Consider the following 13982-nt stretch of genomic DNA (forward strand, 5'->3'; position numbering starts at 1 on the left):
GATCGACTCGCCTATGAAGGTGGCGCAGTATGGCATTTCATCCGTTATTTCGCTCAGCGACGACACCTTGCTCGAACAGATGCGCGAGTACTATAGCCAGCTCTACCAGGAACCGTTTATGCCTATCACCATAAAAGAAGAAGACTATCGCGCCCGGCGCGTGACAGCCTATCTCAACCTGGCTGACCGCATCGTAACCAGGCAGATGCTGAAATTAAAGCAGGAACCATTCGACTCGGAATCACACCTGACCAAGTATTTCCTGCTGCTGCCCGATGATTCTCCGCTGAAAGCGCTATATCGCCAGATGCTGCAGACAAGAGATCCGAAGCTAAAAGTAGAACTGCAGGAAGAGCTCCGCCAGGCCGTGACGCCCGGCAGCATAGATGTGAACATCATGACCAAGCTCGACAAAACCAACTACGACAAGAACGGAGATCCGCTGCCACAGGAGTACTCGGATGCACTGGCCGCGCTGCGTGGTTTTGCCAGAAGCACCGTGCATGCCTCTGTGATCTTTTCTGCCGGTATGAACATGCGCCTGTACAGCTACCTGGAACATTTTCCGTGCTTTTTTCCGGACGAGAATGGTTACTTATCCAAGCAGGTGATCATCAAGGTAAGCGATTACCGTTCTGCTTTTGTGCAGGGCAAGATATTGGCTAAGAAAGGAATTTGGGTATCGGAATTCCGCATCGAATCCGGTCTGAACTGCGGTGGACACGCGTTTGCTACCGATGGCTACCTGCTGGGCCCGATACTGGAGGAATTCAAGAAGAGCAGGCAGGCAATGCAGGAAGAACTGTATACCTTGTTCAGCAACTCCCTCAAGGCCAAAGGACATCCGGTACCCGAAATGGCACCTGCCACAAAGATCACTGTGCAGGGAGGTATAGGTACCGCCGGGGAACACAACTTCCTGTTGCAGCACTATGGTATGGACGCCGCCGGCTGGGGAACGCCGTTCCTGCTGGTCCCGGAGGCCACTACTGTGGATGTCGAAACGATGGAAAAACTGGCCCGTGCCCGGAAAGAAGACCTGTACCTGAGCCCGATATCGCCACTGGGTGTACCGTTCAATTCGCTGCGCGGTACTACCAGCGAAGCCCTGACCCTGGCCCGGATCGAACGCGACAAACCCGGCAGCCCCTGCGAGAAAAAGCACCTGGTCTCCAACACTGAATTTACGAAAGAGCCGATCTGTACCGCTTCCCGCAAATACCAGCGCAACAAGCTGCTGCAACTGCAGGGTCTGGGCTTGCCGGAGCATGAGTACAAAGCAGAAGAAGCCAAAGTGCTGGCCAAAGAATGCCTCTGCGAAGGCCTGGCCAGTACGGCCCTGATCAAGGCGGGCATCACCCGCAAAGCCTCTCCACGACAGGTAGCGATCTGTCCCGGCCCTAACATGGCGTACTTCTCCAATATCTTTAAGCTGCAGGAAATGGTCGATCATATTTACGGCCGTGTCAATATCCTCAACAACACGTACCGTCCGCATATGTTCATCAACGAACTCCGCATGTATGTAGAATACTGGAAGAACAAGAAGGCCGAACTGCAGGAAACGATGACCGACAAACAGGAAAAATACCTGCAGAGCTTCTGGGAGAACCTGCAGCAGGGCATTGCTTACTACAAGGAGCTGCTGCCCGCGCTGTTCCAGGACCAGCTGGAAAAATATGCGTTGATGCACGATGAATTACTGGATGCGGAGGACCAGTTGCGCCTGGCCAATCAGAAGCTATAACAAGGTATGAGCAGAATACGATTGACCCGCCTCTTCACATTTGAGGTGGCACATGCCCTGCAGCACTACAAAGGAGCCTGCCGCAACATTCACGGCCACTCTTACAAGCTGCAGGTCACCATTATCGGCACCCCGATCGTGAGCGAAACACACCCGAACGATGGGATGGTGCTGGATTTTAAAGAACTCAAGCAGCTGGTGCAGGAAACGATCCTGGATCCGATAGACCATGCGCTGCTGCTGCGGCAGGATAGTGCGCCGGAACTGGTGGAAACGCTCCGGCACCTGGAGCACAAACTGGTGCTGACGCCTTACCAGCCAACGTGCGAGAATATGCTCATTGATTTTAAGCAGCGGCTCAGGCACAAGCTCCCGCCCCATATCGAGCTGCATAGCCTGAAGCTCTGGGAAACACAGAATTCCTTTGCCGAATGGTATGCAGAGGATAATGAGTAAATAACATAGTTTCTGTTTCACAACCTTTTGCCCTATTTGCGCTAAGTCCATTAGCTGTGAATAGGGTAAATGTGTTTGTAGAGGTATAACCAAACATTACAGCTATAAAGTCATTCGTTGTATTCTCCTTTATTTTCCTTTTTTCGTGTGGCAACAACAGCAATACCGATCGCAATGCTGCAACGACAGACGAAAGTGTGGAGATCGGATCGGGGAAGAAGTTTCCCCACAACTGGAAATGGAAGATTCTGCCCGGCTTGATGTAGATACCATTTCGTCATCAGGTGACACAAGCCAGCGACAATAATTACATAATAGAATTACATAATAGAAGGTATAGCACAGTACAAAAAAGCGTGCAGGTCACACGACCTGCACGCTTCAAAAAACACTCTAACATACTTTGCATACGTGCCGAAGCAGGCATTCTTTTGTTACAGATCTCTTCGGGAGAATATCCTTCTGGCACTCAGCATGGGCAGCAATACCCAGACCAGCAACAACCCGAAAGCCATACCTATCCCCCAGATGCTCCCGAATATGCTCTTGTACAGCGCGCCGGTATAGCCCATCAGGGCAGAAACGTCCAGGTTCAGCAACACAATGATTCTGCCGAGGTCCACCGGGTTCAGTGCGGTCATAACGAGCGTGGCATACTCGAGCGGGTAATCGCCGAAAGTGTACAGGATAAACAGCACAATGCCGTCATAGATCAGGGCAAAGTAAAACCACAGCATCAGCGCTATACCTATACCTTTGGCTTTATCGCGGGTGATAACCGAGGCCAAAAATGCCATTGCCACGAAAATAAACGTGATGAACACGCCCGTGAACACCAAGTAAAAACCGGTGAGGCTGGCCCCGAAGAGCAGCACCGGCACCCCCACGCCCAGTACAAATGCCCCGGCGAGCGAACAAGACACACCCAGGTATTCGCTCAGGAATATCTTCTTGCGGTTGATGGGCTGCGCCACGAGTAATTCCATGAACTCGTAAGAGTTGTAGAAGTGCGTGGTGGCAAACACAATGCTGATGAGCGGCACGGTCAGCAGCACCAGGTTCAGGAGGCTAAGGATGGCTTTGTCGGGGCTGCCGCCTAGGTTAAACAACCCGATGGAGAGCAGCAGCAAAAACACGGTATAAGCCAGTACGATTTTGTTCCGGATGATGTCGTAGAAAACGTATTTGAGAATTTTGTTCATGGTTTAGTCCTCCTCCATAATTTTAGCGATGGCCTTGCTGAGGCGTTCCTCGTTGGTATGGGCTTTTATATCTGCGATGGTTTCATGGAATTTCACCTGTCCGTCCATCATGCACATGACCTCATCGGCCACTTCCTCTATCTCGCTCATAATGTGCGAGGTGATCAGGATCAGCTTCCCCTTTTTTTTCTCCTTGAGGATCTTGCACTTGAGTATTTCGGCCGAGATCGGGTCCAGGCCGGCGGTTGGCTCATCGAGTATGAGGATCTTGGGATCAAACATAAAGGCCAGTGCGGCGCTCACTTTCTGCTTGGTACCACCCGATAAGGCGCCCATGCGCTTCTCATACATCTCTTTCAGGCCATACAGCCCGATCAGTTCCTCATCCACCACGGTGGCGTCCTTGCGGATGTCGCGGATCATCTGGATCACCTGGCGTACCTTCATGTTTTCGGGGTAGCGGCCGATCTGCGGCATATAGCCGATCTGGCTGCGGTAGGCATGCTTCCTGAGCACGCTCTCGCCCCCGATCTTAATATCACCGCCATCTGGTAACACCATGCCCAGAATACATTTGCTCATGGTGGTTTTGCCGGAGCCGTTCGGGCCGATGACCGACACCACCCTGCCTGTGCCGAAGCTGACGCTAACGTCCTTCAGCACCTGCAGCTTGCCGTACGACTTGCGTAAGTTTTCTATCGTTATCATGGTTAATCTTGCTCATCATTGGTTGTTCATCAACCAGGTTCTCAGGTATAAAACTCGGTAGCACTTTCTCTATGTTGTCCATTAGGTCAACCATAAAGCTGCGCATAAACATAACGGATGGGGGCACCCGCTCTACCAGCATCGAATACATGCTCACCGGGCGGTAAGGCACGTCGCCTACCTTGTCTTTGTCCAGGTCATAGCCCGAATATTTTTCCCAGTAGTTGTTCTCAAAATGATTGTGCTGGGACTTGCCGTTCGTACTCACATCAAAGGAATTTCCGGTAAAGTTGTTGAGCCGGAATGTGTCTTCGATGCAGGTGGTCATCAGCTTGATGGCCCAGCCGTTGCGCTCAAAATCGTTGCCTTTTACATCCAGCTGGCTCGAGCTTTCCATGTGTATGCCGGTTGTATTGCGCCGGAACACATTGTTGTGAATGATGCTCTTGCTGATGTCTTTGAGGAGTAAACCGTAGGAGGCAGCGCCCCAGTTATCTTCAAAATTATTATGCTCCATCCGCACATTGCGGGTATACATCACGGCCACGCCGGCGCCATTGTTGCGGAAGGTATTGTAGGTATAGACGTTGCCATCCGAGAACATAAAGTGCAGCCCGTAACGCTGGTTTTTATGGCTCGTGTTCCGGTGCACCTGGCTGTTTTTCACCACTTCCAGGTAGATGCCGTCGCGGTGGCCCTGTACCTCGTTGTCGCTGATCTCCACCTCATCGGTGTAGTAGAGGTGGATGGCATTGCCCAAGGCCGACTCGTTGATGTTCGTATTCTCACCCTTCACCACGTTCCCTTTTATCTGGATCTTTTCGGAGTTCTTCAGGTAGATGCCAAAGTACGTTTTAAGGATGGTGTTATCCAGAATCCGGATGTTGTTCCGGGCCAGGACCCGGATAGCGGCATCGTCCCGGGTATAGCTGGTGGCCACATTCTGCAGGGTGAGTCCCTGGATGGTAACATGATCGGCATCCACGGTGATGATCTGGCCTTTGAAGTTGCCGTCTATCACCGGGTTGTTCTGACCCAGCAGGGTGAGCGGCTTATCGATCAGGATGCCGGATTCCTGGTATATGCCGCCACCTATCAGGACGGTATCGCCGGCCTTCGCCTTTTGCACCGCCTGCTTCACGGAGGTATAGGTACAGGTTTTGCATACCTTCAGGGTGCCAGCCAAAGCCAAGTGGCCCCACAGCACCAACACCAGCGTGCAGACTACTCCTAAACTTTTATTTCTTGAATTTAGCATCATTTTGTACTGCTGAAACTACTTGATCCCATACGAGCAGGTTACCACCGTGCTCCTGTTGCATACCCCGGGCGGCTTCTTCGCCTGCCACAGCGGTCAGGTTCATCCCCATCGGACTTGGCAAGGCCTCGCTTTGCAGAAAATGGGCACTCCGGGCATCTACCAGTTCATTGGGCTTGGCAAAATCTGTTACCAGCAGAAAGGCAGCCTTCTCTCCCAGTTCCGGTTGTTCGCCTACATAGGCTGCCAGGCATTCTGCCGAGTCGAAATAGTAAGGCTTGCCTTTGTCGTTCACCAGTTCCGCGCCATACCTGTTGTCCGAAACGGTCATGTTGCAGTGGGTACAGTTGGCTTCCCCATACGGGATGGGTTTGGGTTCTACGCTACACGCGGACAGGAGGAACAGTATACATGCCAGACTGCTCCAATAAAGGGCTGAAATTTTCATAGATCGGGTGTATTGTGCCATCAGGCTAGGTTTAATTCTTCTGTTTTTACCTTTTTTTGACTCAGGATATAGACCAGTCCGGCAATAAGCACGGCCAGAAAGATTCCCAGGCTGCCCCAGGCTGGTAAAGAGAGGGCCTCAAAGTTGAGCAACTGCTTATTGCCCAGCAAAGGAGGTATATAGGTCATGCCCGGCACTTTGATCGGGGCAGTTGGGTCCAGGTTGGTACCAAATTTATGCAGCCATAGGTAGAAATCTGCGATCCCGACCGCTCCTGCAATGAGCAGCAGGATGATCCAGGCCAGCACCAGGCTTCTTTTACCTGCCAGCGCAATGATTATACCTGTCACCATGAATAAGACCACGATGTAGGGCATTATCTTCAGCTCGGCAAACGATTCGGCGTGGATCTTCTCCATGCCAATGTAGTGGTTCAGGATATTGAAATTTTGAAGTACGCCTTCGGAACTTCCGGAGAGTTTATTTACCCAGATGTGCAGTTCCAGCCCTTCGGGGTATTGGGGGGCTTCGAGGTAGATCTTCCACATCGGGAAGAGGAACAGTAGGCCCAGAGATAGTGCTGCGAAGATCATCAGCACTTTATGATAAGCTTTCATCCTTGTGGGGTTAAAGGTGAAAAGTATTATAAAAAAGCGGAGTCTGCCAGGGGCAAACTCCGCTGTCTTGCCCAATGTAAGCCCTACTTGCTTACAGCGGCTGTTGTTGGTGGAACCGGTTTCTTAGCTCCGGTCGAGAAAGAGATCGGTACACTGGATCCTCTCGGAGATACCCGCACATACCCTTGCATTTCCTGGTGCAGTGCAGAGCAGAAGTCGGTGCAATAGAAGGGGAAGATACCTGTTTGCTTGGGCACCCATCGCAGGGTTTGGGTAGCACCCGGCATGATCAGCGTTTCGGCATTGTTGGCGCCCATGATCGCAAATCCGTGCGGTACATCCCAGTCCTGCTCCAGGTTCGTCACGTGGAAGAGGACGGTGTCACCTACCTGTACCCCTTCGATGTTGTCGGGTGTAAAGTGGCTACGGATAGAGGTCATGTTGATCTTCACGGTTCTGCCTTTGCGGGTCACGCTCACGTCTTTTTCATTCTTCACGGCATCCGGGTGGGTGTTCTCATCCAGTTTGAAGAACTTGACACTGTTGGGTGCCACCAGGTCCGCCCGGATGGCCTGTGCGTAGTGCGGTTCTGCCACAGTAGGGAAATCGAGGAGCATTTTCATCTTTTCACCACTGATGTCGATCAACTGGGCAGAGTGCATGAGCTCCGGTCCTGTAGGAAGGAAGCGGTCTTTGGTGATCTTGTTCATCACGACCATGTACTTGCCATAGGGCTCTCTCGTATCGCCGCCCGGGATCATTAAGTGACCTGGAGAGTAGTAGACAGGCATTCTGTCTTTCACCTGGAAGTCTTTCAGGCTCCACTTCACCACTTCAGATGATACGAACATGGTAGAGTAGGCATTGCCTTTGCCGTCAAACTCGGTGTGCAAGGGTCCCAGGCCCGGCTCTTTCACCTCGGCTTGCAGGATAGACTCGTATTTGAATACCGGTATACCGTTCACTTCACCATCGAAGTCTTTGTTCTCGATGGCTTTCATCATTTTGGAGAAAGAGAACACCGGCAGCGAAGAAGCTAATTTACCGTTCACGACCATGTATTCACCGGTCGGATCCACGTCGATGCCGTGAGGTGACTTAGGCGCAGGGATCAGGTACATCATACCCGGGCAGTCTTCCGGCAGCAGGTAGCGCACTGTTTTCTTCACCGTAGACTTGGCGATGTGCGAGTTGTGGTCCATTTTGTTGTGGTAGTAGTTGGCCGGCATTTCTTTTGCCTTGCCTTCTGCCGCATACTTGGCCGCAAGCTTCCAGTTGATGGCTGCCAGGTAGTCTCTGTCGTTCTGAGACGCACCCAGTTCCTTCAGCGTACCGGACTTCTCGGTGTTGTAGGTTGTAAAGAATACCCAGTCGTTAGAAGGGCCTTTACCACCGTTGGCCAGGTCATAGTCAAAGCCAGGCACCAGTATCTGGAAGTCCAGCTCCATGTCGCCGTGCTCTTTGTCTACTTTGATGAACGAGATAGAGCCTCTGAACTTGTCCTTGTACTCTGCCATACTTACGTCAGCCGTACCGCCTTTCATGTCGAGCGGCACACTGAAGCGGGTACCTGCCAGCACATATTCGTTGTTGTTGGTCGGGTAGGGTGAGCAGTGGTTACCGGCCGAGTTCGGGATCTCCATGATCTCCACCGTCTCGAACGTCTTCAGGTCCACGCGGGCTACGCGGGGCGTGTTGTTACCGTTCACGAACAGCCAGCGGCCATCGGCCATACCATCGGCCCGCGAAAGCTTGGGGTGGTGCAAATCATCCCAGGGCACAAAGCCGTGTGAGGTCTGCAGCATGGCCTTGGATTCCTCGTTGTAGCCGTAGCCGTTCTCCGCAAACTGCGTGAACACCGGGATGATCTTGAGCAGCCTGCCGGACGGAATGCCATAGACAGAAACCTGCCCGTTGAAGCCGCCTGAGAGGAAAGAGTACAGCTCATCATGCTCGCCTGGCGCCACATATACCGCCGAAGCAGCATCCGAAGAGACGGCATCGTCCTTGGCATTGGCCTTGCCGGAGTCGCCGCTACAGGCTTGCAGGGCGGCACCAGCTGCCAGTGCCATGAGCAAGGTCACCTTCGGCGCTGATTTTTTTAGTTGGTTGATCAGATTTTCCATAAGAGTTTATGGTTAGGTATAATTTTTTCCAATTAGCTATTTGTATCGTTCTGGCGCAGGAACTCCAGAAGCGCCCGCGCATCTGCTTCAGCAATATTCTGATTGGTCATCTGCGTTAAGTGCTCGGCCAGCAGCTTTTTGGCTTGCGGATCTTTTTTCGTCATTTCTTCCGGGTTGATCATCATGTTCATGATCCATTCGGGCTTGCGACGCTCCGTTACCCCTTCCAGGCCGGGTCCTACTATTTTCTGGTCAGACAATTGGTGGCAGGCCGAGCATTTCCCTTCGAAAATAGATTTGCCTTGTGCCGCCAGGGCTTCATCAATGCTTTCACCAACTTCAACCGTGGTGACAGGTCCTACACCTTTCCCATCATCTTCTACCGCGGCTTCAGGGGCCTGGTGAGCGAGTCCGGATTCGCTCTGGGCTTCGCCGGCATTCGAATCGCCTTCGCCGGATGAGCAGCCATAGAGCAGCATGCCGCCTACCAGCAGCATGGCAAAAGTTTTTAAAGGCTTACTTGTGATTGAGTGTTTTTTGTGGATGATTTTCATGATGGTTTAATTGTTTAAGTGAATCAGCTTGACAAATCCCCCCTTACGACGGGTTTGCCTGTACTTTTTTTAAATGTTTTAACAGGGTTCACTGGCTTGTAATCGGCTTTCATTTACAATTCAAAGGTATAGGAACATGCATCTTCAATAAAAGACCTTTATCTCTTTTATTAATGACTTATGTCATTTTTTGGAAAAAGTACCTGAATGACCTTTGCTTCAGACAAAAATATGTGCGTCATGAAGCTGCTTGTCCTTCTCTTGTGTGTAATGTGCGTGTTGGTGCAGCCACTGAGCAAGCAGGCGATCTACCTGGTGTATGAGCTGAATAAAGAATACATCGCCACGGAGTTGTGCGAGCAGCGGCTTATACCGGATTCTGACTGCGATGGCAAATGTTACCTGCGAAAAGCGCTGAAGAAAGATTCGGAGCGTGAAAAGGAGTCACAGCGTCAGCAGCAAACTGTCCTCGACATGATCTTATATAAAGCAGAGTCTGTGCTGAAGATTCCTGCTATACCTATACTTGATAAAACTGGCAGCACCCTCTACAAAGCCGGTGTCTGCTCCACACCTGATTTCTCTGTTTTCCACCCTCCCCGATTCATTTCTTAGTTTCTGTACCCGGTGCCTTCCTGGTGCCAGCTTTATCATTTAGTAAAAAATCAAGAGAATCTAAGTCATGAAAAAGTTATTTCTAATTGTCTTTGCCCTTTTATCTGTCCATATCAGCAGCCAGGCCTGCGACAAAGGCTGCACCATGGGCGGCAGCTACCTGGGCATCCTGCCCCAGTTTCATAAAAATTTCGTGGGATTACGCCATACCACCCGCGCCTATACCATCACCGCGACCCACGGCCACCATACAGAGATTACAAAAGAAAACTTTGCTACCACAGAGTTGTGGGGTCGTTTCGTCCCGGTACGGAATGTGCAGATTTTTGCGTTTGCGCCCTATGTGCTCAATGAGCAGAACAGCGGACACGGTACCCTCCGCAGCAAAGGGTTCGGGGATGTGACTCTGATGGCCAATTATTCGCTGCTGAACACAGGGGACAGCCTCGGCCATACCCTGAAGCACACGCTGCAGGTGGGAGGCGGCGTGAAGCTGGCAACCGGCAGCTACCGGAAACAACAACACGGCGAGGCGCTGGCAGCCAACCTGCAGCCCGGCACCGGCAGCACCGATTACCTGGTCAACGGTATCTATACCATTCGCTACAAACAGCTGGGCCTCAGCAACGACTTAACCTACCGCTTCAACACCGAAAACAGCAACAACGGCTACCAGTTCGGTGACCGCATCAGCGCATCTTCCAACGTCTTTTACTGGCAGAATGTGAAAGGGATCTCCCTCCTGCCCAGTGCGGGGCTGTACTACGAGCATGCCAAAGGCGACCGCTATGAAGGCGCGACAAATGCACAAAAAGGCGGCGAATCGTATTTTACCAGCCTCGGGCTCAATGTCTACGTGAAGAACATCGCGTTAGGCGGCACGCTGCAGCTGCCTGTCAGCAGCACCGAAGCGCACCACGCCACCCAGGGCAACACCCGCAGCATGGTGAACCTGACCTATATGTTCTGACAGTGCGCCAGGCTCCGGCTTTTGATTTCTACTCACAAATAAATTATAAACCATTACAAACGTCTACTTTTTATGAAATACAGAAACCTATGGCTGGGGTTCATTGCCGTCATCGTCGGCTCCTTCGCCGTTCTCGGGTACTACGGGATCGAGATCTACCGGGAAGCACCTCCTATACCTGCGAAGGTGGTGACCACATCCGGAAAAGTCCTCTTCACGGAGCAGGACATCAAAGACGGGCAGAACGTATGGCAGTCCACGGGCGGCCAGGAACTGGGATCTGTCTGGGGACACGGGGCGTACATCGCGCCCGACTGGAGTGCGGACTGGCTGCACAAGGAAGCCATGTATTTCCTCGACTACTGGGCACAACAGGAAAAAGGCCTGACCTATGAGGAGCTGGACGAGGAGTCGAAAGCGATGCTGGAGGCGCGCCTGCAAAAGCAGATCCGCGCCAATACCTACGACAAGGAAACAGGTATACTGACCGTTTCGGACCTGCGGGCCGAAGCCATCGCAGAAGTAAGCAAGCATTATACCGGACTGTTCATGAATGACCCGGCGCTGGCCAAGTACCGCGACGCCTATGCCATGAAAAACAACACCGTGGAAGATCCCGAGCGCATGGAGAAGCTCAACAGTTTCTTCTTCTGGACTTCCTGGGCCTGCGTGACCGAACGCCCGGGCAAAAAGATTACCTATACCAACAACTGGCCTGCCGAAAAACTGGTGGCCAACGAGCCAAGCAGCGACCTGATCATCTGGACAGGCTTCTCTGTGATCATCCTGATAGCAGGTGTAGGACTGCTGGCCTACTACTATGCTTCCAACAAGGAAGATGAGATTGATCATTCCAGGTTACCCAAGCAAGATCCGCTGCTCGGTCTCAAAGCCACGCCTTCCATGCGGGCGACGCTCAAGTATTTCTGGATCGTGACGGCGCTCATTCTGGTGCAGGTCACGCTGGGGGTGGTGTCGGCACACTACGGCGTGGAGGGACAGGCCCTGTACGGCTTCCCGCTGGCAGACTATCTCCCCTACTCCATCACCCGTACCTGGCACGTGCAGCTGGCCATCTTCTGGATCGCCACTTCCTGGCTGGCAACGGGCCTCTACATTGCCCCTGCCGTTTCGGGTTATGAGCCAAAGTTCCAGAAGCTGGGGGTGAACTTCCTCTTCGTCTGCCTGCTCATCATCGTGGCGGGCTCGCTGGCCGGTCAGTGGTACGGCATCATGCAGAAACTGGGCTATGCCGAAAACTTCTGGTTCGGTCACCAGGGCTATGAGTATGTAGACCTGGGTCGCTTCTGGCAGATCTTCCTGCTGGTCGGGCTGTTTTTGTGGCTGGGGCTGATGGTGCGTGCGATCATGCCTGCTTTCCGCAACGATGTGGAAGGGCGTCACCTGCTGGGGATGTTCCTGATCTCCTCGGCTGCCATTGCCATCTTCTACGCTTCCGGCCTGATGTGGGGGCAGCATACCAACCTGGCAATCGCAGAATACTGGCGCTGGTGGGTGGTCCACCTGTGGGTTGAAGGCTTCTTTGAAGTATTCGCGACGGTGGTGATTGCCTTCCTCTTTGTGCGGATGGGGCTGCTGGAAACCAAAATGGCCACCGCAACAGTGCTGTTCTCCACGATCATCTTCCTGTTCGGCGGTATCATCGGCACATTCCACCACCTGTACTTCAGCGGAACCCCTACTGCCATCATGGCGCTGGGGGCTACCTTTAGTGCCCTGGAAGTGGTACCCCTGGTACTGATCGGCTTTGAGGCCTACCATAACCTGCAGATCAGCCGGGCCACCCAATGGATCAAAGCCTACAAATGGCCCATCTACTGCTTCGTAGCCGTCGCTTTCTGGAACCTGGTGGGTGCCGGTGTATTCGGTTTCGTGATCAACCCGCCGATCGCGCTCTACTACATGCAGGGACTCAACACGACGCCGGTTCACGCGCATACGGCCCTGTTTGGGGTATACGGTATACTGGGCATCGGCCTGATGTTGTTTGTGCTGAAAGGTCTTTCTGCCCGACGCCGCTGGAAAGACGGGGTGATCAGCTTTGCCTTCTGGTCCATCAACATCGGCCTGGCCCTGATGGTGCTCATCAGCGTGCTGCCGATCGGCCTGATGCAGACCTGGGCCAGTGTGGAACACGGGCTCTGGTACGCCCGCTCCATGGAGTTTATGCAGACCGATACCATGAACACCCTGCGCTGGCTGCGCGTGATCGGTGACACGATTTTCGCAGGCGGTGTGCTGGCCCTGGCCTGGTTCATCATCGGCCTGAAAACAGGCTGGTCACTCGAGAAAGATGAAGATGTGGCACCTTATGTGGAGGAAGGAAAAGCGCCGGCTAAAAGTATTCATTCCTAACCTGCCGCTATACCTGCCCCTGGTGTCAGGAGCGCTTATCGCCTGAATGTAAAGCCCCTTCTGCCGATGGACAGAAGGGGCTTTTTCTTGTGCAACCCATGCAGCAAACAAGACCGGAAGCTCCAACATCTCTCTTTTTTGAGCGTATTGTAGAGTCGGATTATAGAGAGCCGCAGGGAATTACACAGGTATAAGATTGAAGCTGGTGAAGTACCGGATAGCTGTATAGGAAGGAATCTGGTACTCTAACGCGCAGGCAAGATCCGATAATCAAGAACGCTCTAAAAGGAGGAGGAAACTAACGATGGGTATAAAGAAGATCGTCGATAAGATAAAGAAAGAAGTAAAAGCGGTACAGGGCGATGAAGCCAAAGATAAACTCTACCGCAATGACCAGGACTACCCCGATGCCGGCAGTGCCCGCCAGGCCTTTGAAGAGTCCAGGAAAAAACTGTTCAATGTGAACCTGTGGTCTAACCTGGAAGGCATCAACTCCACCTTTGAACTGCACGACGAGCACGGACGCCAAATCACGGCAGAAATACCACAGGAAGGCCACTATATGAAAATAACCCTGCCGGCAACAAAAGTGGAGAACTGGGTAAGAATCGCCTCCATCAGAACCACCGATGACCTGGCTGAATTCACCGTGAACCCGAGTCAACAGCCGCACCCGCCTGTGGAGAAAGAAGCAGTGACAGAACACTTTTTTACAAAGGACGCCAGCAGCACCTTCCGGGTGGAGTTGCAGGGCAACCGGCTGATCGGATCTGAAATCGGCAAAAACGAAGTCATCAATAACCAGGGCGAAGAATCGGGAAACCGGGCCCTGCTCAACACACTGGTAGCCGAGGGAGGTTGGGCCGGTTTTCAGGCGCTGCAATGGGATAAACTCACCAGCTACC

The 13982-nt window shown here is 52.6% G+C and carries 13 protein-coding genes; 6 read left to right on the forward strand and 7 right to left on the reverse strand.

Annotated elements, in window-relative coordinates:
• Position 1 precedes the first annotated feature (1 nt).
• Positions 2-1747, forward strand: coding sequence for a hypothetical protein (locus OB13_RS08725; RefSeq protein ID WP_461489777.1), 1746 nt, complete (start codon positions 2-4; stop codon positions 1745-1747).
• A gap of 6 nt (positions 1748-1753) precedes the next feature.
• On the forward strand, positions 1754-2203 hold the full coding sequence (locus tag OB13_RS08730; RefSeq protein WP_461489778.1) for a 6-pyruvoyl trahydropterin synthase family protein: 450 nt from the start codon (positions 1754-1756) through the stop codon (positions 2201-2203).
• Positions 2204-2637: 434 nt separating this feature from the next.
• Here the strand turns inward: OB13_RS08730 and OB13_RS08735 are convergent, their stop codons facing one another.
• The 7 genes from OB13_RS08735 to OB13_RS08765 all read right to left on the reverse strand — a co-directional run bounded on the left by OB13_RS08735 (position 2638) and on the right by OB13_RS08765 (position 9116).
• Positions 2638-3405, reverse strand: a complete 768-nt coding sequence (locus OB13_RS08735; RefSeq protein WP_461489779.1) for an ABC transporter permease subunit — start codon at positions 3403-3405, stop codon at positions 2638-2640.
• Between the two features lie 3 nt (positions 3406-3408).
• Positions 3409-4113, reverse strand: a complete 705-nt coding sequence (locus OB13_RS08740) for an ABC transporter ATP-binding protein (RefSeq protein ID WP_461489780.1) — start codon at positions 4111-4113, stop codon at positions 3409-3411.
• Positions 4052-5374, reverse strand: coding sequence for a nitrous oxide reductase family maturation protein NosD (gene nosD, locus OB13_RS08745; RefSeq protein WP_461489781.1), 1323 nt, complete (start codon positions 5372-5374; stop codon positions 4052-4054). Before nosD ends, OB13_RS08740 begins: the two co-directional genes overlap by 62 nt.
• A complete protein-coding gene (locus OB13_RS08750) occupies positions 5352-5840 on the reverse strand; it encodes a nitrous oxide reductase accessory protein NosL (RefSeq protein WP_461489782.1) in 489 nt (162 codons plus the stop codon). The genes nosD and OB13_RS08750 overlap by 23 nt, the downstream gene beginning before the upstream one ends.
• Positions 5840-6436 carry a hypothetical protein gene (locus OB13_RS08755; protein ID WP_461489783.1) on the reverse strand — a complete coding sequence of 199 codons (597 nt, stop codon included), beginning with the start codon at positions 6434-6436 and terminating at the stop codon, positions 5840-5842. Before OB13_RS08755 ends, OB13_RS08750 begins: the two co-directional genes overlap by 1 nt.
• A gap of 83 nt (positions 6437-6519) precedes the next feature.
• The gene (gene nosZ / locus OB13_RS08760; RefSeq protein WP_461489784.1) at positions 6520-8562 is read right to left on the reverse strand and encodes a Sec-dependent nitrous-oxide reductase; all 2043 of its coding nucleotides are present in this window, start codon (positions 8560-8562) and stop codon (positions 6520-6522) included.
• Positions 8563-8594: 32 nt separating this feature from the next.
• Positions 8595-9116 carry a c-type cytochrome gene (locus OB13_RS08765; protein WP_461489785.1) on the reverse strand — a complete coding sequence of 174 codons (522 nt, stop codon included), beginning with the start codon at positions 9114-9116 and terminating at the stop codon, positions 8595-8597.
• A gap of 240 nt (positions 9117-9356) precedes the next feature.
• Between OB13_RS08765 and OB13_RS08770 the strand changes: the two genes are divergently transcribed.
• From OB13_RS08770 to OB13_RS08785, 4 genes are all read left to right on the forward strand, one after another.
• Positions 9357-9731 carry a hypothetical protein gene (locus OB13_RS08770; RefSeq protein WP_461489786.1) on the forward strand — a complete coding sequence of 125 codons (375 nt, stop codon included), beginning with the start codon at positions 9357-9359 and terminating at the stop codon, positions 9729-9731.
• Positions 9732-9798: 67 nt separating this feature from the next.
• Complete coding sequence (locus OB13_RS08775; protein ID WP_461489787.1) at positions 9799-10701, forward strand: transporter family protein; 903 nt, start codon at positions 9799-9801, stop codon at positions 10699-10701.
• A 72-nt stretch (positions 10702-10773) separates the two neighbouring features.
• A complete protein-coding gene (locus OB13_RS08780; protein WP_461489788.1) occupies positions 10774-13077 on the forward strand; it encodes a nitric-oxide reductase large subunit in 2304 nt (767 codons plus the stop codon).
• Between the two features lie 304 nt (positions 13078-13381).
• Positions 13382-13982 (forward strand): hypothetical protein (locus OB13_RS08785; RefSeq protein ID WP_461489789.1); only part of this gene is annotated, 601 nt, incomplete at its 3' end.

Source organism: Pontibacter sp. HJ8, from assembly GCF_054824225.1.